Here is a 20,911-nt window from a genome sequence, read left to right as displayed (position 1 = left end):
AGTTATTGTTCCTCCTCATCATTGCGGTCATGGAGTTGTTCCAGAACCGCCTTCAGTTTTTCGGGGATGGGAAGCCCCAGATGCCCCGCGTTCTCCAGAATGGACACGCCTTCGTTGGACAGGTAGAAAAAGATAACTGCCGTGCGCACCGCGCCGCTGTAGCCCAACACCTGACTGTCGATGATGTTCCCAACGCCCACCAGCGCGAAAATCAGTACCTTGCGGGAAATGCCCTTGAAGCCGACTTCGCTGGAGAGCTTTTTGTCGGCAATCGCGCACAGCACGCCCGTCAGATAGTCGAGGACGACAAACGCCAGCAGCGCATAGAGAAAGCCGTCCCACCCGCCGAGGAACCAGCCGAGAAAACCGCCGACAGCCGCCAGCGCGGCCTGAATCCAGACCCAGATTTCCTTCATATCGATACCTCCTGTTTTCAATTTTTTGTATGAAAAAAGCGCTCCCGCACAGAGCGGAAACGCTTGAATTTGTGAGTGTTACAGCGAAAGAATCAGTTCGGCAAGCTGATTCATCACCGCCGCCCGGGGCCTGCCTGTTCCGAGCTCCTCCCAGTCCGGTTCCGGCACGGCAAAGCCGGAGGCCGCGCTGTACTGATTGATGACCGCAATCACCGGCTCTACGGCGGCGCGGATTTCCAGAATGTGAAGCGGCCAGTTTTTCACTTTCGTTCTGCCCGCCGTGATTTCCTCGCTCCACGAAACCGGCGCAAGGCCGTAGTAATTGCGCACGGTGTTGACGGCGGTGCGAAGCGCCGTGATATGGCTTGCCTTCACCTTGGTTTCATTTGCCGCGATTGCTTCAAACGGAGACGCCAGCACCGTAAACGAGCGGGAAACCTCCGCGCTGGGCGCTTCAAAATCCGTGTTCACGCACCGCACTGTGAGCGTTTTTGTCCCCGCCGACTGGGATTCCGCCTTGAACATCACCGCCGCACTACCGCCGACCGAGCCGCTGGGTGAAAAGAGAGACGGATTGTTCACGCCGTCCCGCCAGCTGCCCGTGCCGATTTTCACCTGCGCCACCTGTTCGTCCGGCTGCGCGCCGGTGGTCAGCAGCACGCGGGGATTCGGGTTGTAGGTGGAAGCGCCGTTTTTCGGCGCCGCGATTGTCGGTTCATCACAGGCGGCCGCCACGCAGAGAATGCTGTTGGACACCTGCTCGGCGGAATAGACGTCCAGCGTGTCGATGGTCCACAGACCGTATTTCGTGTAAGTGCCGGGCGTGGTGGAAGCCGCCGCTGCCCGTGTCCCAGAGGATGCGGAGAGATTGAAGGTTTCCAGCACATTCCATGAAGTCCAGGTCGAACCGTCCGTGGATGTCTTGCTTGCCAGCATGTAGCCCTTGATGGGACTGGTGCCGCCTGACGCGCCGCTCCATGTCAGGGTAACGGGTCCTTCGCTGTAGACCAAGGGAGATGCCGTCAAAACAGATGCCTTTCCGGGCGGCGTGTTTTTGCGTACGGAATTGGAGGAGACCGTCCAGCCCGAATAGTAGCCGGACCCAGCCGCGCCCTGCGTTCGTATTCGAAACCGGCGGTAACTGCCTCGTGTGGAGGGCGGCGAAACAGATAAACTCCCCGTCCCGGAAGAGGAAGAAACCGTGCTCAGCGCCGTCCAGTTTCCCCAATCGGCGTTGTTGGAGGAATCGCTGTACTGGATTTCAAATCCTGTGACGGCGTTGTTTGTCCCGGAGGAAGCACCGCTCCACGAAAGCGTGGCACCGCCCTCCGCCACGGTCGGAGCAATCGAGCAGGAGGTTGGCGCACCGCAAGCGGTGGTCAGAAGCGCGGAGCTGGTCACCGTATAACTGGAATTGTCGATAACGCCGGAGCTGATGCTCAGCCGCCCGTCCGACACCACCCGGAAGCGCACGCCCTGCGCGGCGTTGCCAGCGGTGGACGAACAGGTCACCGTCACAGAACGGTAGCGGGGCGTGGTGCCGTCCCAGTTGTCGTTGTCGGCGGCCTTGATGCGCACCTGACCGGACGAGCCGTTGATGGTGACGGTGCATAAAAGCGCGTAGCCGCTGTGGATGTAGGAACCCGAGGAACCCAGAGCCGCCGCAATGGTGAAACTGTAGGTCATCTGACTGTTGCTCGGACGGCTTTTGGAATAGGTAATGGTGTATTTAACCGTCGGGCCGCTGCCCGCGCTTAATACAACGCCGTTGATATCTGCCATTTAAAATCCTCCTTCCGATTAACAAGTTTTCCGTTTCGGCTTGCCGAATTTTTGCATTCCTTTTTGCAAAAAAGGAAAACTTGCGTTGTTGCGCAGCAACGACAACACCTCCTATTCATAGACCGCCGTAATCAGCGAATTGACCGTGCCGCACAGAGCTGTATCCAGCCTTTTGTCCGTCAGATGCTGCGTGGCGATATATACCGCGCCGGCAGGAATCATGACATTTGCCAGAACCAAATCATAAAGATTGTCGCTTCGGGTAATGTCCGGCGCGGTGGGAGAAGCCGCCGCCGTTCCCGTCAGCACAGCCGCGGAAATCTTGCGCTCCACCGCGTCCCAGCGGACGACCACCCGGTCGATGCGGGAATTCACGCCGTCTGCCGCCGCAAGCGTCAGGTTCAGTTCCTCTGTATTTTCATAGGCGTAGCCATTGATCCAAGCACTGCCGGCGAGGACGTTCACCGACAGCCCGCCGCCCGGCGTCACACGCAGATTGTCGGCATTGGCATAAAAGATGCCGTTTGACACCAGCTTTGAAAAATACCCCGCAAAGTCGGACGCGTCGTACATCCGGTCGCCGCTGGTGCTGTTGAAAAATCCGCTTTTCTCCATCGTATCACCCCTCCAATTTCAGTTTCTGTGCCAGCGTGAGCATACCCTTGCCGAACGTGATGTCCAGGCTCTGCCCGGTGCTGTCGTAGCTTTCCTCAATCTCCGTAATGCGGGTGGTAAGCGTCACGCCCCATTTCTTTGACACCACCTTCACGGTTTGCCCAAGGTCGAAATCCGTGCCGTAGGTTAGATTGCCGTGTGGATTGACGGACGCATCGAAGGACTGCGCCATCGCAAGCTCGCTTAACTTGCTCTGCCCTTGAAAGAGCAGGGCGGCGGTGTATTCGTCCCCGAAATCCTCGGAGCGGAGGCTTTTGGCGTCCACAAATACCTCCCGGCGCTCAGTACCCTCGCTTTCTCCATACACGGCAAATACGCGTTCCGCCCCTTCGCCCTCGCCGCCGACCAGCGCCACGTTGGCATAGTCCGAGGCGCTTTTGGTAAAGGTCTGTGACGTAAGATTTTCGTACTCCCACGAGAACACCGCCTGCGATGCGGCGCCCTTGTACAGCGTGACGGTGAAGATTCCATTTGCCGGATTGAACACCGCCTTGATGCCCGCGTCCGCCGCCTCACACAGGCTCATTGCCGCGTCCATGAGGTTTTTGTAGGAAATCTGGGTGCTGACCGGGTCCGACAGCCCGCCGCCGTCATAGGCGATGAAGTCCATCCGCCGGTCGGTGTTGCCCGGATTGATGAGGTGATTATCCAAAAGCTGCCCCACGCAGTCGGCGAGCGTACCGTTTAGGATTTCCGTGTCCCACACAATGCGCCGGGCGAGGTAGGAAACGGCGAATCGCCCGCTGACGGTGATGAGCTCTTTTTCCTCCTGCGAGATTTCCGCATACTCAATCACGCCGGCTTCCTCACCGCCGCTTTTCCAAAGAAGATTTCCCAGCGTCAGCAGAGCGAGGTTTTCCGCCGTGGCGATGGCCTTGAGTTCAAAACTCCCGCACTGGGAATACTTCCTTGTCCAGCGCAGATATTCAAACGACTCCACCACGCCGGCAGGCCGGCGGTTCGCATCAAAAACATACAGTTCCATAAAATCACACTCCCAGATACTGCGGACGGTAGTACAGGCTGACCTCCAGCAGTTCCTTGCCCGCCGCCGCATCGTAGCGGAGCGTGGTTTCCCCCGGCGAAAGCTGAAGGAAAGTCGAGCCGGTATCCAGCAGGCTGAATACGCTGACTTCCTCACCGCTCTGCAGCCGCACCACCCGCTTGCCCGCAAAATGGGTGTAAACGCGGATTTCCTCGCCGGCGGTCATGACGGTGTTCAGGCGGACATATTCGCCGGTAGAAACATCCATCAGTTCGGGATTTTCCACCTCGCCCAGCGCCCGGAACACGATTCGGCACCCGCAGGATACATCGCCGGGATTTTCCACCGTAATAATCTGACTGGGCTGGCGGGAGCCGAATTCCACGCCGCCGTCAGGGATTTCCAGCACAAAATGAAAGAGCGGCGTCCAGCGGGCAAGCTCCGCGCGGACTTCCGCAAGCGCTTCAAAGAAGGGCGAGGGACACAGCAGGCTGACGAAGAAGCCCGGCGCGCGCTCCCTGCCCGAGGCGGTGAACCCGGCTTCCTCCACCACGCAGGCAATCTGCCGGTTCCGGTAAGTCAGCGTGCCCTGCTGTTTGGGCGTGAATATCTTCAAAAACTGCCTGCGGTACTCGTAGGCTTTGTTCGGCGTTCCCGCCACAATCGTTCCTTCCAGCGTAATATTGCGCATATCCAGCGCGGAGGAAATGAAAAAAGCGCCGTCCTGCTGGGGCGCCTGAAAGGTATTGACGGTCTGGCGGACGCTCCCCGCGCCGTCAAGCGTTGTCAGAAAGAACGGCTTTGCCTGCCGCAGCGTCAGCTTGCCGCCCGATTCGTTGGTATAGGTCAGTTCCATGCCGTCCCTCCTTAAAACTCCAGCGCCAGCTTGCGCGAGAGGTTCTTAAATTCCCGGGCAAGCTCCTTTTCGGACAGCGCCTTGGGAGAAACCACCGAGATGTTCTGGGTGATGCTCGTGCCTGCGGAAGTGCTTCGCCCGGATGCGCCGGCGCTGACAGAAAAGCTGGTGGGGATGGCGTTTTGCATCTCACGCGACACGGACGCCATCGCATCCTCGAACCCCACGCCGATGCCTTCGCCCATGTTGCGGCCAAGACCGGCGAACAGCGTCGAAGGCGAATGAATGCCGAAGAAGTCCTTGATGCGGTCCACGACGCCGCCGAAGAAGCCGCTGATTTTGTTCCACAGCCACGTGCCGGCATCCGAAATCCCCTGCCACAAGCCCTTGATGAGATTGCCGCCCACCTGCGCCATCTGCCCGATATAGCCGGTGAAGGCGCTAACCAGTCCCGCCACAATCTGGGGTACCGCTTTGACGATTTCCACAATGATGGAGGGCAGATTGGCAATCAGCGAAACCAGCAGCTTCACGCCCGCCGTAATGATTTTTCCGGTGTTCCCGGCGAAGGCGCTTGACAGGGCGGCGACAATCTGCGGGATGGCGGAAACTACCGTCGTGATGATGAGCGGCAGGTTCTGAATCAGCGCGATGAGCAGCTTGACGCCCGCCTCCACAATGAGAGGGATGGAAAGAATCAGCGCATTCACAAGGCCGTCCACAATCTGGGGAATCGCCGCCGTCACCGCTTCAATGATCTGCGGCAGGGCGGTCACCAGCGAGGTCAAAAGCTGAATGCCGGCCTCGATAATCTGCGGAATCGAGCCGACCAGAAAATTCACCAGCGCGGTGATGATGGCGGGGAGTGCCGCCACCAGCTGCGGAATGGCGTCAAGCAGCCCCTGCGCCAGACCGAGAATGAGCTGCAGCGCCGCCTCCAGCAGCATCGGGAGATTGTCAATCAGTCCCTGCACAATGGTGGTCACGGCGTTTACCGCCGCGGGAATCAGTTCCGGCAGAGCTGAGCCGATACCCTCGACCAGCGCCGTCACCAGCTGCACCGCCGCGTCGATGAGGAGCGGCAGGCTGTCAATGAGGGCGGAAACGATGGTCATGACCGCGTCCACCGCCGCTGGAATCAACTGTGGCAGAAGCGTCAGAAGCGTGTCGAGCACCTGCGTAAACAGGCTGACCACCGTGGACAGCAGCGTGGGGAGCAGTTCGCCGAGCGCCTGCAGAATCCCGTCCAAAGCGGCGGGCAGGGCGGCGACGATGTTTTCAATCACCGGCGTGATGTTTTTGACCACATTTTGAAACGCTTCCACCACGTTGCCGATCAGCAGCTGAATATCCGCGTCCGCATCGCCCAGCCCCGCAATCAAGTTGCTGAACGCAGACTGCATGCCCGAAATTGACCCGCTGATGGTTTCGGTCGCTTCCTTGGCGGTGGTGCCCGTGATGCCCATTTCCGTCTGAATAACGTGGATGGCCGCGTACACATCGTTCAGATTGCTGATGTCATATTTCTGCCCGGACAGTTTTTCGGCGTCGGAAAGGAGCCGCTCCATCTCAGTTTTCGTGCCGCCATAGCCGAGCTTGAGGTTGTCGAGCATCGTGTAGTTCTGCTTGGCAAAGCCCTGATACGCGTCCTGAATGGCGGAAATGTCCGTGCCCATTTTGTTGGCGTTGTCGGACATATCGGTAATCGCCGTGTCCGCCGCTTTGGCCGCCTTGGCGGTGTCGCCGCCGAGGGACTGGATGAGGCTGGCCGAAAAGCTGGTGACCGTCTCCATATACTCGTTGGCGGACATACCGGCGGTCTTGAAAGCGTTGGCGGCATAGCTCTGGACGGCCGCGCTGGAATCTTTAAACAGCGTATCCACGCCGCCCACCAGCTGTTCGTAATCCGCATAAGCGGAAATGACTTCCTTGCCGAGCTTGACGGCGGCGGCGCCTGCGGCGACCACGACCGCGCCCATCGCCACGCCGACGCCTTTGAGGACGCCACTCAGCTTTTCAAACTTGGAACCGGACTTTTCCGCCTCATCGGCGCTTTCCTTCAGTTCATTTCCCAAATTGTCCGCGTCCTCGGCGGATTCTGACAGCTCGCGCTCCATATCGTTCAGTTCAGCCTGCGCCTTATTCAGTTGAATCTGCCAGTTCTGGGTGCGGCGGTCGTTTTCGCCGAAGGAAGTGGCGGCGTTCTCTAAAGCGGCGCGCAGGGTTTCAATTTTCGTCTTCTGGGCGTCGATCTGCTTGTTGAGGACTTCATTCCGGGCGGCGGCCGCCTGCACGGATTTGTCCTGCCTGTCAAACTGGCTGGTGACCAGCGTCATTTCCGAGCCGAGAACCTTGAAGCTCTGATTGATATCCGAGAGCGCCTTTTTGAACTCCTTTTCGCCCTCCACACCGATTTTCAGGCCGAAATTATCCGCCATCTGCCGCTCACCTCCCTTCAAATCCCCGGCGGGATGATATCGTCAATCGAAAAGATTTGTTTCGGCTTTTCCATGCCGAGAAACTGCTTGTGACAGGTCCATAAATCCAGAAACAGGCCGATGGGCATCAGCCAGAATTCCTCCGCGCCCATGCCCATCTGCACCGTTCCGTAATAGAAAAGCCGGGTAAACAGTTCCTCCGTGTTTACCCGACTTCCGCGTTTTTTGAGGAGGTTTCCTCCTCACTTTCCACATTCCGCGCTGTGCCCTTGAACATCGCCTCGGTGATGGCGTTCTTGTACGCCGCCAGATCCAGCGGCGAGGTCAACAGTTCCACGTCCTCCTCGGTCAGCAGTTCCTGCGGCGCGTCCTTGTTTTTGAGATTGTGAATCAAAATGGACTGATTCGCCAACAGGGTAATCAGCCAGATGATCTCATCCAGCGCCATCTCGAAATTCTCGGATTTCATCAGCTTTTCACCGAGGTTCTCCAGCCCGCCGTAGCGGCGCGCGATTTCCTTGGTGGCGCGGGTGGTGAGCACCAGCTCATAGTCTTTTCCACCAATTTTAATCACAGCACTTCGTTCGTTTTCCATGCGTCAGCCTCCTTATTCGCCGGACGTCGCTTCGGTGTAAGTGGGTTCATACACCTGCCCGAACCAGCCGGAAATGGTTTCAGCCGTCACGCCGGAAGCGCCCTCGGAAACCTCTGCCTTCCACGGGTGCGTTGCCTTGGCGTCCGGTTTGTTGCGGCGCATGACCGTGCCCTCAATGCTGGGCGTTTGAAAGGTGATGGAATCGCCTTTGGTCTGCAGGTTGGCGGACGGAATGCCGAAGATGACGCGGTACAGCCAGAAATACCGATACTTGCCGTTTGCCCGCAGGGCGCGAAAGCCGATTGCCACCGGCGGGGCAATGTTTTCTCCGGCGGAAATCAGCACGCCGTTGTCGTCCGCCGCCGCGCCGGTGAGATCCTGCGCGGCCGTGATGCCGATATCGTCCACGCCCAGCGTCAGCTTGCCGGATTTGAAGTCCTTCACCACCTCCGACGCGCCGTCATCGGCATAAAGGGTCGCTTCGGCAAGTTCTATCGACAATTCCGCCGAGATGGCCTTCGCGAGAATTTCCGGGGTGCCGTAGGTTTCCTCACCGTCCTCGGCTTCGGTGATTTTTGCGTAATAGAGCTTATCCAGCCCGATAGTCGCCATAAATTATTCCTCCGTTTCATAAGACTGCGCAATGTCGATTGCGTAGTGGTGGTAGCCGGTATCGTCCTCGTGCCCGACATAGGTGCGTCCGGTGACGGTGAAGCCGGCGTTCAAAAGCGCCTGCGTAATCTGCCGCTTGCGCTGCAGGTAATTGCCCTTGGAAAAGAGCGAAATCCGCACTTCGGACACATCCATCAGCGGCGCGTTGTCGCCAAAGAGGGCGAAATCGTCCGTCAGCGGCGTCAGCACCAGATATTCATCGGGCGGAACGCCTGAAAAAACGCCCGTCTCCACAGGGAGAATGGGCGTGAGAAGCGTATTCAGTTCCGAAAGCACGCTCATATTCCCCGCACCTCCTCGTCCAGCTTTGCCTCCATGGTTTCAATGCAGGCCTTACGGCTCTGGGTTTTCGCCGGCTTGAGAAAGGGCTTGGGCGGCTGACCGTGCTTGCCGTACTCCAGAATATTGGCGATTTTTGCGTTACTGCCGCCGCCCGAGCGCGGCTCGGCAAAGCCGACCTTGATGTCCCAGCCGGAACCGTCCCGCTTAGGCTTGGCGGGCGAAAGTCCCAGCGCGCTTTCCAGTTCGCCGGTGGAGCGGCTTGGATTTTTCGTGCCTTTCCCGACGACGGCGGAGAGGTTGGATTTTACCCGCTCCAGCACCACCTGCCCGCCGGTCTCCAGCACACGGGGCAAAATTTCGTCTGTCTTTTCATTCAGCCGGGAAACCTTCAAGAGAAATTCCTCCGGCATTTTCATTTCAGCCCGAGCCATATCAGTTCACGCTCCCTTCCACCAGCTCGCACAGGCATTCCACATACATCCCGCGCCCGCGCACATCCTCCGCGCTGGTGATGCGGTAGCGTTTTTCCTCGCAGACGATGAATTGTGCCGGACTGACCTCGACGCCGGGGATTTTGCGGAAACGGAACAGCACGGACGCTTCGGAAAATACCGCCATGTTGGCCCAGCGCTCCGAGCCGTTGCGCTCCTCCTTGTAGGCACGAACGGAGGCAAGAACTGTGTCGCCCTGCGTGACAAAGCCGTCCGCGTCCTTGACCGGCGCGTTGGAGATAATGTCGATGAAACTGTTCATTTTTCCGAAAGACAATACAAGCCCTCCTTATCTGCGATGTTTTATGCGGTTTTGCGAAGCAAAATTTCGGCAAGCGTTTATGCTGAAAAGCATAAAACTCGCGAGCCTTGCTTGCAAGGCTCTCATACTTTCCAATCCCGGTCAAGCCGCAGCAGCAGGTTCACCGTTTCCCAGACCTGCCGGCCCGCCTGCACAGAATCGGCAAAAAAGCCGCCCGTGGAGCCGTCCCTCGATTCATAAAAATGGCTTGCCAGCATGATGACCGCCTGCTCTGTAGTCGGTGTCATCTCGTTTTCCCCATAATAGCCCGCCGAAATGTGCTGATAGCTTTCGGCATAACGGACGGCGGCGGTGATGTACAGCTGCAAAAGCTCATCGTCTACCGTATGCGAAAGAATCAGATTCGCTTTGACCTTTTCAAGCAGTGTATCCAGTGCCATGACCGCCGCCCCCTTTCTCAATTACGAACCCGCCTTCATCTGCAGAAGCTGGATGCCTTCTGTCAGAATGACCTTGCCGTCCACACGTTCCGTAGCCACATAACCGATCTGACCGTTGGTGGCATACAACTCATTCAGTCTCTGCACGGTTCTGCCCGCGCGGTCGCCGATCCAATAATTTTTGAAATCGCCGAACGCCACGGTATAGGCATCCGCTGCCATCGCCGGCACATAAGGAGAAGTGTACAGGTCGTATCCGAGCAGCTTGTCAGGTTCACCCGCCTGCAGGGAAGGCTGCCACAGATATACACCGTTGGAGTCCTTCAGCTTGCGGATGGCGGAAATGGTCGCGTCGTTCATGAGGAACTTGGCGTTCCTGCGGTACGGAGATTTCAGCGCATACACAAGGCTGATCAACTCGTCCGCCGTGATGGCGTTTTGTGCCGCCGCGGTCACACCGACCGTGCCGCCGTTCGCGGTGAAAATGCCCGTAGGCTGGTTCGTTCCGGTCCCCACGCAGAAGGCTTCCTCCTCGGCGATGCCAAAGGCTCTGGCAAATTCATTCATGAGGTAATCTTCAATATCGAAGGCGGAATCCTGCAGAAGCTCCACGCTGACGCGGCAGAGGTCGGTCAGTTTAAAGGCGTCGATCTGCTTCTGCCCGAAGGTCGGATTGCTCTCGGTGTATGCGGCGTTCTCCGCAGTCCATTGTGCGGTGGAGTGGCCTGTGGCAATGGGAATTTTGCGTTCGTGCTGTGTGGTGATGACCTTGGCGAGGGAGCGGATCACATTCTCTGCTTCAAGGGCGGTGACAATCTGGGTTTCAAATTCCGTCGGCACCAGATAGCCGCCGTCCGCGTCCACGCCCTCGGACAGGACATTATGCAGCGCCACCTTGCCGCGCAGGTGGCGGTCAAAGTCCTCTTTGTAGGCGTTGGAGGCTCTGCCGGCTTTCTCCGGCTTGAGGGACGCGGCACGTTCGGGCGCTTCAGTAATAGGGCTGTTCACGGGCTTGTTCAGTTCCGCTTCAATGGCGTCCCGGCGCTCCATGCGCTTGATTTCGTTGGTGAGGCTGTCCATGTCATGCTCCATCTTGGCATAGGCGGCGTCATCCTCCGCGGACAACACGCCCATTTCGTTCCTGTGGGTATCGAGGAAGCCCTCCATCGTATTCCACAGCTTGGCCCTTTTGTTTCTCATTTCGGTAATCGTCATGATAAAAATCCTCCTTGCTTTACAGCAGTTTTTTGTAAAGGGACGCCTTCAGTTCATCGACCGGGCGCCCTTTGGGTTGTTTTTCCGGCTTGCAGGATGCTTTGCCGGAAAGCTTATTCATGAGGGTGCGTTCCACCGCTGAGGCGGAGAACGCATATCCCTCGGTGTCCGCTGCGGATCCTCGTTTTTCATCCGCCAGGATATCATCCGCAAATCCGAGTTCGATGGCCTTTTTGGCGTTCATCCAGGTGGTGTCGTCCATCATGTGCGATAGCTGTGCGTGGGAAAGCCCCGTCTTGATTTCATAGGCGTTGATGATGCTTTCCTTGACCTCGGAGAGCATATCAATTGCCTTTGCCATGTCAGCATGGTCGCCGAACGCCACCGTCGCCGGGTTGTGGATCATCATGAGCGCAGTGGGCGCCATCAGCACTTTGGTTCCCGCCATCGCCACGACCGAAGCCGCGGATGCTGCGATGCCGTCCACCTTGACAGTCACATCGCCCTTGTAGTCCATCAGCATGGTATAAATCTGGCTGGCGGCGATGCAGTCTCCGCCGGGCGAATTGATCCAGATGGTGACGGGGCCGCTTCCCGCGAAAAGCTCCTCGCGGAACGCAGCCGGGGTGATGTCATCGTCAAACCAGCTTTCCTCGGCAATCGTGCCGTACAGTTCAAGAATCCGCTCTGCGGACGGCTCTTCGCCCGTCTGATTCGTCCACTTCCAAAAGCGGCGAGCCGCCGCTGGCATTTCGCACCCGCTTTCTGATACGGACTTCAGACTCTGTCCCCGCGTCTGGCGCTGATTCTGGTTCTGTAGATTGGTACTCATCGGATTGTTCCTCCTCTCTGTTGTTGTCTGTACCCGCGAAAGCGCCGGCATCAGCAAGTTTGGTCATGGCGCCGTTAATGAGGTACAAATCGCCGCCGTCCTCTTTCGGGATGCGGTCGAGGTTCTCCAGTTCCCGGATATCGTTTGCAGACATCCAGCCGTTCTGCCTTGCCGTCGCGTAGCCGGTCATGCGGCTGGCGTAGTCGCCGCGGAGCAGGCCCTCCACATTGAATTTCACGAAATAAGCTTTCTTTTCATCGGGAGTCAGAAGACGGCGCTGAATGGACTGTTCCCAGCGGATGACCCACGGGTCCAGCGTATACTTCACAAACTCCAGGCTCTGCTGTTCAATGTTGGAGAAGCTGGACTTTTCCAGGTCGCCGACCATGTGCGGCGGCACACGGAAAATCCGCGCGATCTCGTTGATCTGGAACTTGCGTGTTTCCAAAAACTGCGCCTGCTCCGGTGAAATGGAGATCGGCGTGTATTTCATGCCTTCCTCCAGCACGGCGATCTTATTGCTGTTCGCCGAGCCGCCGAAGGTCTGCTGCCAGCTTTCACGCACCTTGCTGGGGTTCTTGATGGTGCCGGGATGCTCCAGGACACCGCTCGGCGCCGCGCCGTTTGCGAAGAACTTGCTGCCGTATTCCTCCGTGGCAATCGCAAGCCCGATGGCGTTCTTAGCCATTGCGATGGGCGAATAGCCCACCAGCCCGTCAAAGCCAAGCCCCGGAATATGCAGCACATCTGAAGGCTGAAGAATCACCATACTGCCTTTCATGGTGTGCGCCTCATCGGACGACCGCTGGTACTGGTAATACAGCTGTCCGTTCGTGTCCCGGTTGACCGTCATTTTATTCGGCATCAGCGGATACAGGGCAATGACCTGGCCTTTGCCGTTGCGGATGATCTGGGCATAGGCGTTTCCCCATAACAAAAGATGAGTCATCAGCGTTTCACGGAACACGAATGAACTCATCTCAGGATTCGGCTCGTCATGGAGCAGAAGATATAACGGATGGCCAATGGCTTTTTCCTTGCCGCCGCCCTCCTTATAGCGATAGAGGTGGAGGGGCAGCTCCGCAATCGCCTCCGACAGGATGCGCACACAGGCATACACTGCCGTCATCTGCATGGCGGAGCGCTCGGTCACCAGCTTGCCGGAGGAAGAGCCGCCGAGATAAAAGGCATAGCTGCTGCCCGGCGTCCTGTTCTCAGGTTTGTCTCTCGATTTGAAAAGTCCCGAAAATATACTCATTTCTTATCACGCTCCTTCCTCAAAATACCAGAAGCCCTCTGGTGTCGTATACGCTCTCGCCCGTTTCGTTCCCGCAGCGAATAGCCCGATCCAGTCCCATAATCGTGGCGACCGCGCCGTCGATCTTTTCGGTGGATTTCTCCTTGTCCGCCTTGATGTTGCCGGCGGGGTCGGTGCGGATGAAGATGTTGTCCATGTTCCATCTAAGAACAGGGTTACCGCCGTGGGCGATTTTTTCTTCCAGCACCAGCTTCATCAGTTCCTTGGTGGGCGGGGACATATCCTTAAACCCCTGCCCGAACGGAATGACTGTAAAGCCCATGCCCTCAAGGTTCTGCACCATCTGCACAGCGCCCCATCGGTCGAACGCAATCTCCCGGATATTGAAGCGCTCTCCGAGCCGCTCAATAAATTTCTCGATATAGCCGTAATGCACCACATTGCCCTCCGTGGTCATGATAAGCCCCTGCCGTTCCCATAAGTCATAGGGAACATGGTCCCGGCGGACACGCAGAGCGACCGTTTCCTCCGGTATCCAGAAATATGGGAGAACGCTGTATTTATCCGCTTCATCCTGCGGCGGGAACACCAGAACAAAAGCCGTAATGTCCGTTGTGCTGGAGAGGTCAAGGCCGCCGTAGCAGACGCGGCCTTCGAGGTTGTCCTCGCAGACTGGGAACGCGCAGGCGTCCCATTTCTCCATCGGCATCCAGCGCACCGACTGTTTCACCCACTGATTGAGACGCAGCTGACGGAACGCGTTCTCCTCGCCGGGATTCTGCTTCGCGGATTCACAGGCGGCTTTCACCTTGTCGATGCCGACCGTGATGCCCAGGGAGGGATTGGCTTTCTTCCAGACCTCCGGATCCGTCCAGTCCTCATCCTCCGCCGCGCCGTAAATCACGGAATAGAAGGTGGGGTCGACCTTGCGTCCTGCCTGGATATCAAGGGCTTTCTGATGCACCTCATAGCAAATGGAATTTGTATCATTACCTGCCGTTGTAATCAAAAAATACAGCGGCTGCATCCTTGCGTCGCCGGAGCCTTGCAGCATGACGTCAAACAGCTTTCGGTTGGGCTGGGTGTGCAGTTCATCGAATATCACGCCATGGGTATTGAAGCCGTGCTTGTTCGCCACATCCGCAGAAAGCACCTGGTAGAAGCTGTTGGTTGGCTTATACACCAGTTTCTTCTGCGATTCCAGTATTTTCACGCGCTTGGCAAGCGCCGGACAAAAGCGCACCATGTCCACGGCAACATCAAATACGATCTTCGCCTGATTCCGGTCGGAGGCGCATCCGTATACCTCGGCGCGCTCCTCGCCGTCACCGCAGGTGAGGAGCAGTGCGACCGCGGCCGCCAGTTCCGACTTTCCCTGTTTCTTTGGTATCTCGATATATGCCGTGTTGAACTGCCGATAGCCGTTCTTTTTCAAAATACCGAAGATGTCCCTTACAATCTGCTCCTGCCAGTCAATGAGTTCAAAGGGCTTGCCCGCCCAGGTGCCTTTGGTGTGGCAGAGTGATTCAATGAACATAACAGCGTAATCCGCGGCTTTTTCATCGTAGCGTGAGGTTTTTGCCATGAATCTGGTAGGCTTGTATTTCTTCAGCTTTCGCACGGCGCACTGCCTCCTTTCCATGAAAAATAAAGGGCCGCCATCGGCAGTCCTGTAATAATTATCTGTACGAGACATAGCCCCGCAAAGGGGGCGTCTCGGATTTTTCGTGGTTAGTTGTACTTTTCGAGGATGGCGGCGTATACCGCCCTGACATCGTATTCGTCAGGACAATGCACGTCCCAGCCCCTGTCGTAGTTCACGACATCGCGGCTGTCGTTCAACTTACGGATGGTGAGTTTGCTTATTTTGCCGCCGTCGATGCCGAACGTCTCGCTCGGCTCCTCATAGTGCTTTACCCAGTATTTGTACCTGTTGCCCGTCGTCGGGCCTGTGAGAATGCCTTCGCTCCACATGGCGATTTCCTCCTTACGGTTTCTCGGTCAGCTTCCCGTCGACCAGAATGTAGCGGTGCTCCCGTCCGGTTTCGTCCGCCGCAATGATGCGCATCTCGCCGTTTTCAAAGGCGTTGTATGCTTTGATAAAGCGCCAGCCTTCGCCAAGCTGTTCTCGAATCATCTGCCTGTAATCCATCATGGGTTCCTCCCTGAAAAAGTGTTGTGTGCCTTTCGGCATGTACATATATCACTCTGAACGCCCGGAATAGCAAGTCATTTCCGAGAAATATATGTGCCAGATATCCGCTGCGGGAATTGTGTATATTACTCCTCGCCAGTCAGAATGAAACGGACATATTCCTTTCGGTGTTCCTCCAGCCATGTAACCAGTTCATAGAAATCATGCTCATAGGCAAGTCTCTGCACCATGTTCACATCGAACATATTTGTAAGCCCCGTGCCGCGGATTTCGAGTATCTGCTCCTTAATCGTCTGCGTCATCGCTGCACACCTCCAGTCCAGATACCAATTTGGTGTAGATGGTGGTATAGCGTTCGCATTCCGCACCTTCCGAGCCTGCGATAGCCTCAAGGAAAAAGTCGGCGGCTTCCTTACGGGAATCCCACACCTTTTTCTCTCTGCCGCAGATAGTCGTGACGGTATCGAGCTTCTTTGCGATATCCTCGCCGTAGACCACATTCAGACTACTGCCGTTGTCCCATCGCATGAGAAGGGAGCCGGTATCATCTACGCCCATAACCGTGCCTTTTGTGCCGACGGGCGGGGCCTGCGCATCGTCCATTTTAATAAGCTCCACGCGGGTGCCGGCAGGATATTCCCTGCGCACGCGCTCGACAATTTCTTTACTCGGAAAGCGCATGGTCAGCACCTCCATTCTTAAACGCTGAGGAACCCGTGAGGTTTTTCAGCAGGATTTTTCGTTCTGCTTTGTATTCCGTTCCGATAAATCCCAGCCGGAGGAGAAAACAGCGGAATGCGTACTTCTCGTTTTCGGTTTCCTTTTCTGTGGCAGTCACACGCTTGGCCTGCCTTGCCATTTCGCAAAGCGCCGCAACGAGGTGGGTATATGCCTCTACAGAATCCCCATCCGTCTGTGCGAACCAGGGGAAGGACACCTGCTCATCGGATACTTCAATCCGGAGGCTGTCTGTTCCGAGCGCCTTTTTCAGCAAAGCGGATTTGGAAGCCGCAATTCTTTTTAGGTTCTCAATGGCCGTATCCGAAAGGGTATCTCTCGGAACCGTCACTGTAAGCCCCGACGTTTCGCCCTGCGGCGCATTTCCTGCGGCTTCGTCCGCTTGTTCGGACATGTCCCCGCCCTCTTCTTCCACAACGCTGTCGGGCGCCCTTTCGGCGGTGAAGCCCCTGTCCGCAAGGGCGTGGAGGAGGGCTTCAACATCAGCGCCGCATTGCCGCTCATCAAAGGAAACCGTTCCGCTTTTGTCAACATGGAAAGTGCCGATACGATAGGCCGCGCTCGGCATTCCGCAGTATTTCGGCTTCATTTCTAAAATCTCTCCGATTGCCGTGACCAGCGCTTTTCGCTCCGCGCCCGTTCGATTGAACCTTATTTCCATTTTCCATCCCCCCACCCAAGTAAAAATTGCACCGCGTCGGAAAACCCGGCACGGTAATAGCAGTTGGTTGTTTCACCGTCAACCAGTGAATACGCGTCCTCCAATTTCACAAACGCTTTTGCTTGTTCGGGAGTGAGCATGGATTTGAGTGTGTGCAGAGCCTGCTCAAACTGCTGATAGGCTTCCTGCAGGCTGTCACTGCCGCGCATTCCGCAGTCGGCAATCCGCTGTTCCATGAAACTTTCCACTGCTTTTTCAAAGCTTTCGTTTTGCATGAACGTTACCACCTTTCTATTTGGTAGTAACATATATCACTCTAAAAGCATGGAATAGCAAGCGGTTCCCGCACATTTCTCTGTAAAAGAACCGCCGGATCATGCGCCATCAAGCTGTGCGTAATACACAATGCCGGAAAGCACAAACACCACGTTGGGAAGCGCCACGCCGTTGCCCCACATCTTATATTCGGCAGAATCAGAATGCGGGTTTTTCAGCCAGTTCACAATCTGGTTTCTGGTCTTCGGCTTGGAGGATGTTCCCATAACCGTCCGATGCGTTTCAAACACATCCGTCCAGAATGCAATATCCTCAGCAGTCGGATTTTCTGTGCCAAGGTTATCGCACCACCAGTCCGGGAATCCCTGCAGTCTTGCGCACTCGGTCGGTGTCAGTCTGCGGACAATGTAACAAGGCTCCGTTTCGTTGACAACAGGCGGGTCCTTATAATCCCGCGCCATCAGCGTTGGGGATTGCTCCTTTAATGCCTGAGCATAGGAGCCGGTGGTCATGCAGTATGCCACAGCGTGACGGTCGGCGGCGTCCAGCGTAAAGGACACATCTTCATTCACACCGCTGCCCTGAGGGCCGTTTTTGTCAGATCTTCCGATCATGGAGCCCTGCACTGCCACCACCGCCATGCCGCCTTGATTGCAGGCGGGGTTGCCGCCGTTCGCATCAAGGCACCTGGAAGTGTCCGCTTCATAGAAACCGCTGTGGGGATTATCCGACAGCATGGAGTGACTCTGCTTGGAGCAGATGCCATAAACCTTGACCGCCAGTTCGTTGCACCGTGATTCTCCGACATCGTGTGTGTTCAGCGTGTTCGCCGTATCGGAATTTTTCCACTGCTGCCCCTCATCGGGAGAATGCGGACGGGTGCCTTTCACGAACGGTACAAACACTGTCTGGTCATTGTTGCAGGAGAGCGTTGCGGATTTGTTTTCCTGAATCAAGGCACCCTTGCCGCCGCCCTCACAGCCGCTTCGGATTTTCAGCGTCTTTGGGGTTTCCACCACAAAGGGCTGGTTGTTCCCGCCAGTACCGTAGGTGGCATTTACGGCAGGCGCAATGTCCAGTGGACCTGTGTATCTCGTATCCTGGCTGTGGTTCTCATAAACCGCCGCCGGAACCGTTCCGGCACGGAGCGTAGGGGATTTTTCCGCTTCATAGCCGATTGAACGGCTGTGTGCGGAATGCTCCGTGCAAAATCCAGCGGAACCCATCACGCAGGGAGGGTGGTGCGCCTCCGCCCGCAGCGTGCAGGTCACATCCTCTGTTATGTCCAAGCGTTCTCCGCCTTGGTCGTTTAAGCAGATTGCGCCTGCCGCTCCAGCGCTTTTTTCAGCAGTTCCGGCAGTTCCTTGCCACGAGCGGAAGCCCTGCGGAGGATACCCAGACACGCCTTCGGACTCAAATAGTATTTTTCCGGCACATCCGCCTGCAAAATCTGCGACAAGATAGATGCGTTTTCTTCGTTGGGGCACTCCCCAGTACTGCGCATCAAATACCCGCAATGCGAGACTGAAATCGTCCGCCAAAATCTCTCCGGCATTCGTCCACTTCGCAGGTCGAGGAGTATCAATTTTGTATCCCTTGACGGAGCAGATTTCTTCGAGGACGGACTGGAAGTCAGCACCCTTGTTTGAACTGAACGCGCCGGGGACGTTCTCCCAGACGATGTATCGGGGATATTTTCCATTAGTGGCACACCTCATTTCCTTTACGATTCGGACGGCTTCATAAAACAGATTACTTCGTGAGCCGTCAAGCCCGATTCTTTTTCCTGCAATGCTCATATCTTGACAGGGAGAACCGAAGGTGATGATATCCACAGGCTCGACTTTATCACCGTGCATTTTTGATACATCACCATAGTGTTTCATAACGGGCAGCCGCTTTGTGGTTACCCTTATTGGAAACGGCTCGATTTCCGAAGCCCACAGAGGAGCAATCCCGGAAATCAAGCCGCCTAACGGGAATCCTCCCGAACCGTCAAAGAGAGAACCGAGCGTCAGGTTAGGTTTCATCCGGCAGCTCCACCTCCTTGACAAGGTCTGCATACATCAGCTTTTCGCTGTTGCGGACTACATACACATTGTCCGTGTCGGATGTGTTTTCCACATACCTGCGGAGGATAACGGACGCGTATTTTGGATCAAGCTCCATCATCATGCAGGTGCGGTTCAGCTGCTCACAAGCCATCAGCGTGGAGCCGGAACCGCCGAATGTGTCGATGACGACGGCATTTTCCTGCGAGGAGTTCTGAATCGGATAGCCGAGCAGATCAAGCGGCTTTGACGTCGGGTGATCCTTGTTCCGCTTTGGCTTGTCGTAATTCCAGATGGTGGTCTGCCTGCGGTCAGCGTACCACGGATGCCGGCCGTTTTGCAGGAAGCCGTAGAGCACAGGCTCGTGCTGCCATTGGTAATCGGAGCGTCCCAACACGAGCGCGTTTTTGACCCAGATGCAGACGCCTGCCAAATGGAATCCGGCATCAATAAACGCCTTTCTGAAATTCAGTCCCTCGGTGTCCGCATGAAAACAATAGGCTACGCCGCCCTTTTCAAGATGGTCCGCCATGTTTTTGAAAGCCGAGAGCAGGAAGTTGTAGAATTCCTCGCCCTTCAGGCTGTCGTTCTGGATGCTTAAGCCGTCCGATGCCTTAAAGGAAACGCCGTAGGGCGGGTCGGTCAGGATGAGGTTTGCACGCTTTCCGTCCATGAGCTTTGCCACATTATCGGCGGAGGTGGCATCGCCGCACATCAGCCTGTGCCGTCCGACTGTCCAGATATCGCCCGGCTCTACAAAGGATGCCTTTTCCAAAGCGGCGCTCAGGTCGAAGTCGTCATCCTCGATGTCCTTATCGGTTCCGCCGCCCAGTAATTTCTCAAGCTCCTTTTCATCAAAGCCGAGAAGCGAGAGGTCGAATGCGTTATCCTGCAGGTCGGACAATTCGACCGACAGCATTTCCTCGTCCCATCCGGCTTTCAGCGCCAGCTGGTTGTCGGCAAGGATATACGCCCGTTTTTGAGCGTCCGTAAGGTTCTCGGCGAATACGCAGGGAACGGTTTCGTAGCCTTCCTCGCGGGCGGCTTTGATTCTGCCGTGGCCTACAAGAATGTTATAGTCGTGGTCGATGACCGCGGGAGAAACAAATCCGAATTCCCGCAGGGAGCTTCTCAGCTGTGCAATCTGCTCCTTGCTGTGCGTCCGGGCGTTCCGGGCATAGGGCACCAGCTTATCAATGGGCACTTGTTCTAATCTTTGCGTGTTCATCTATATTCCTTTCCGGGCGCGGAGCAGGCGCTCCATCGTGTCATTCGGATTTCCCTCAAAATCTTCCGTGCAGTTCTGTTTCACCACGTCAAAAATTTCGTACCAGATGAGATTTGCTGTTTTCTGATACTGCTGCGACATCTGCACGAACGGAGACGTCACCACGCCGCCGGTCGTCGGATGTTTTCCCAAAAGACCGAACGCGCTGATTGCGTCCTCGCACTGGATATACCGGGCAAACGCCTGCGCATAGGATTCGATGAGCCGTTTGTTTACAAGGTTCTCGCAGCGGCGTTCCTTCAGCCACAACCAGGTTTCCTTGTAGATGATGTCCGCACCGAGCGGATGACCGTTTTTCTGCTTTGCCGACAGGTATTCATCGGGCTTTGGCATATCCGCACCTTCGAGCACCGCGCCCTCCGGCAGGTCGACCGCCTCAAGCTCGTCGTAATCAAACTCCGGCACATCGTTGTTCATGATTCTTGCTTTGTGTCCGCTGTTGATTTTCTCCGCGGCGGGAGCCGGCTTGTCGCCGGCCCGGACACGTCTGCCGCCTCGATAGGTTCCGTCTTTTGCCACAACCCACACCTCCTTTGCCGGCAG

26 protein-coding genes are annotated in these 20,911 nt (G+C 56.5%); all 26 read right to left on the bottom strand.

Going from position 1 to position 20,911, the window contains the following annotated elements; genetic code table 11:
- Window positions 1-2 precede the first annotated feature (2 nt).
- Window positions 3-416, bottom strand: a complete 414-nt coding sequence (locus PXC00_RS11955) for a phage holin family protein (RefSeq protein ID WP_275844710.1) — start codon at window positions 414-416, stop codon at window positions 3-5.
- A 78-nt stretch (window positions 417-494) separates the two neighbouring features.
- Window positions 495-2,198, bottom strand: coding sequence for a hypothetical protein (locus PXC00_RS11950; RefSeq protein WP_275844709.1), 1,704 nt, complete (start codon window positions 2,196-2,198; stop codon window positions 495-497).
- Between the two features lie 111 nt (window positions 2,199-2,309).
- A complete protein-coding gene (locus tag PXC00_RS11945) occupies window positions 2,310-2,813 on the bottom strand; it encodes a hypothetical protein (protein WP_275844708.1) in 504 nt (167 codons plus the stop codon).
- A gap of 4 nt (window positions 2,814-2,817) precedes the next feature.
- Window positions 2,818-3,858, bottom strand: coding sequence for a siphovirus ReqiPepy6 Gp37-like family protein (locus PXC00_RS11940; protein WP_275844707.1), 1,041 nt, complete (start codon window positions 3,856-3,858; stop codon window positions 2,818-2,820).
- Window positions 3,859-3,862: 4 nt separating this feature from the next.
- The gene (locus tag PXC00_RS11935) at window positions 3,863-4,714 is read right to left on the bottom strand and encodes a phage tail family protein (RefSeq protein ID WP_275844706.1); all 852 of its coding nucleotides are present in this window, start codon (window positions 4,712-4,714) and stop codon (window positions 3,863-3,865) included.
- Window positions 4,715-4,725: 11 nt separating this feature from the next.
- Window positions 4,726-7,152 carry a phage tail protein gene (locus PXC00_RS11930; RefSeq protein ID WP_275844705.1) on the bottom strand — a complete coding sequence of 809 codons (2,427 nt, stop codon included), beginning with the start codon at window positions 7,150-7,152 and terminating at the stop codon, window positions 4,726-4,728.
- A gap of 17 nt (window positions 7,153-7,169) precedes the next feature.
- On the bottom strand, window positions 7,170-7,310 hold the full coding sequence (locus PXC00_RS11925; protein ID WP_316934990.1) for a hypothetical protein: 141 nt from the start codon (window positions 7,308-7,310) through the stop codon (window positions 7,170-7,172).
- 47 nt (window positions 7,311-7,357) lie between these two features.
- Window positions 7,358-7,747 carry a hypothetical protein gene (locus PXC00_RS11920; protein ID WP_275844704.1) on the bottom strand — a complete coding sequence of 130 codons (390 nt, stop codon included), beginning with the start codon at window positions 7,745-7,747 and terminating at the stop codon, window positions 7,358-7,360.
- 12 nt (window positions 7,748-7,759) lie between these two features.
- Window positions 7,760-8,359 carry a major tail protein gene (locus tag PXC00_RS11915; RefSeq protein WP_275844703.1) on the bottom strand — a complete coding sequence of 200 codons (600 nt, stop codon included), beginning with the start codon at window positions 8,357-8,359 and terminating at the stop codon, window positions 7,760-7,762.
- 3 nt (window positions 8,360-8,362) lie between these two features.
- Complete coding sequence (locus tag PXC00_RS11910; RefSeq protein ID WP_275844702.1) at window positions 8,363-8,701, bottom strand: hypothetical protein; 339 nt, start codon at window positions 8,699-8,701, stop codon at window positions 8,363-8,365.
- Entirely contained in the window at window positions 8,698-9,132 is a 435-nt protein-coding gene (locus PXC00_RS11905) for an HK97-gp10 family putative phage morphogenesis protein (RefSeq protein ID WP_275844701.1), read from the bottom strand. The genes PXC00_RS11910 and PXC00_RS11905 overlap by 4 nt, the downstream gene beginning before the upstream one ends.
- A 1-nt stretch (window position 9,133) precedes the next feature.
- Window positions 9,134-9,469, bottom strand: coding sequence for a head-tail adaptor protein (locus PXC00_RS11900; protein ID WP_275844700.1), 336 nt, complete (start codon window positions 9,467-9,469; stop codon window positions 9,134-9,136).
- A 107-nt stretch (window positions 9,470-9,576) separates the two neighbouring features.
- Window positions 9,577-9,894 carry a head-tail connector protein gene (locus tag PXC00_RS11895; protein ID WP_275844699.1) on the bottom strand — a complete coding sequence of 106 codons (318 nt, stop codon included), beginning with the start codon at window positions 9,892-9,894 and terminating at the stop codon, window positions 9,577-9,579.
- Window positions 9,895-9,915: 21 nt separating this feature from the next.
- Entirely contained in the window at window positions 9,916-11,112 is a 1,197-nt protein-coding gene (locus tag PXC00_RS11890; protein ID WP_456064461.1) for a phage major capsid protein, read from the bottom strand.
- Between the two features lie 16 nt (window positions 11,113-11,128).
- A complete protein-coding gene (locus PXC00_RS11885; RefSeq protein ID WP_275844697.1) occupies window positions 11,129-11,860 on the bottom strand; it encodes a head maturation protease, ClpP-related in 732 nt (243 codons plus the stop codon).
- Entirely contained in the window at window positions 11,784-13,199 is a 1,416-nt protein-coding gene (locus tag PXC00_RS11880) for a phage portal protein (protein WP_275844696.1), read from the bottom strand. The genes PXC00_RS11885 and PXC00_RS11880 overlap by 77 nt, the downstream gene beginning before the upstream one ends.
- A gap of 19 nt (window positions 13,200-13,218) precedes the next feature.
- Window positions 13,219-14,820 carry a terminase large subunit gene (locus tag PXC00_RS11875; RefSeq protein ID WP_275844695.1) on the bottom strand — a complete coding sequence of 534 codons (1,602 nt, stop codon included), beginning with the start codon at window positions 14,818-14,820 and terminating at the stop codon, window positions 13,219-13,221.
- 110 nt (window positions 14,821-14,930) lie between these two features.
- A complete protein-coding gene (locus tag PXC00_RS11870; RefSeq protein WP_275844694.1) occupies window positions 14,931-15,173 on the bottom strand; it encodes a DUF7678 domain-containing protein in 243 nt (80 codons plus the stop codon).
- A 13-nt stretch (window positions 15,174-15,186) separates the two neighbouring features.
- Entirely contained in the window at window positions 15,187-15,354 is a 168-nt protein-coding gene (locus PXC00_RS11865; protein WP_266162946.1) for a hypothetical protein, read from the bottom strand.
- Window positions 15,355-15,479: 125 nt separating this feature from the next.
- A complete protein-coding gene (locus PXC00_RS11860; RefSeq protein WP_275844693.1) occupies window positions 15,480-15,656 on the bottom strand; it encodes a DUF5049 domain-containing protein in 177 nt (58 codons plus the stop codon).
- Window positions 15,640-16,035 carry a DUF4314 domain-containing protein gene (locus tag PXC00_RS14210; protein WP_275844692.1) on the bottom strand — a complete coding sequence of 132 codons (396 nt, stop codon included), beginning with the start codon at window positions 16,033-16,035 and terminating at the stop codon, window positions 15,640-15,642. Before PXC00_RS14210 ends, PXC00_RS11860 begins: the two co-directional genes overlap by 17 nt.
- Entirely contained in the window at window positions 16,019-16,753 is a 735-nt protein-coding gene (locus PXC00_RS11850; protein ID WP_275844691.1) for a virulence protein, read from the bottom strand. Before PXC00_RS11850 ends, PXC00_RS14210 begins: the two co-directional genes overlap by 17 nt.
- Window positions 16,744-17,028 carry a hypothetical protein gene (locus PXC00_RS11845; protein WP_275844690.1) on the bottom strand — a complete coding sequence of 95 codons (285 nt, stop codon included), beginning with the start codon at window positions 17,026-17,028 and terminating at the stop codon, window positions 16,744-16,746. Before PXC00_RS11845 ends, PXC00_RS11850 begins: the two co-directional genes overlap by 10 nt.
- Window positions 17,029-17,127: 99 nt before the next feature.
- On the bottom strand, window positions 17,128-19,059 hold the full coding sequence (gene dcm / locus PXC00_RS11840; protein ID WP_275844689.1) for a DNA cytosine methyltransferase: 1,932 nt from the start codon (window positions 19,057-19,059) through the stop codon (window positions 17,128-17,130).
- On the bottom strand, window positions 19,049-20,308 hold the full coding sequence (locus PXC00_RS11835; RefSeq protein ID WP_275844688.1) for a site-specific DNA-methyltransferase: 1,260 nt from the start codon (window positions 20,306-20,308) through the stop codon (window positions 19,049-19,051). The genes dcm and PXC00_RS11835 overlap by 11 nt, the downstream gene beginning before the upstream one ends.
- The gene (locus PXC00_RS11830; RefSeq protein WP_275844687.1) at window positions 20,309-20,887 is read right to left on the bottom strand and encodes a P27 family phage terminase small subunit; all 579 of its coding nucleotides are present in this window, start codon (window positions 20,885-20,887) and stop codon (window positions 20,309-20,311) included.
- Window positions 20,888-20,911: the final 24 nt, after the last annotated feature.

The organism is Caproicibacterium argilliputei (genome assembly GCF_029211325.2).
GTDB classification, from domain to species: domain Bacteria; phylum Bacillota; class Clostridia; order Oscillospirales; family Acutalibacteraceae; genus Caproicibacterium; species Caproicibacterium argilliputei.
The sequence above is the reverse complement of the archived record's forward strand: the minus strand, read 5'-3'. Positions and strand labels throughout refer to the sequence as shown.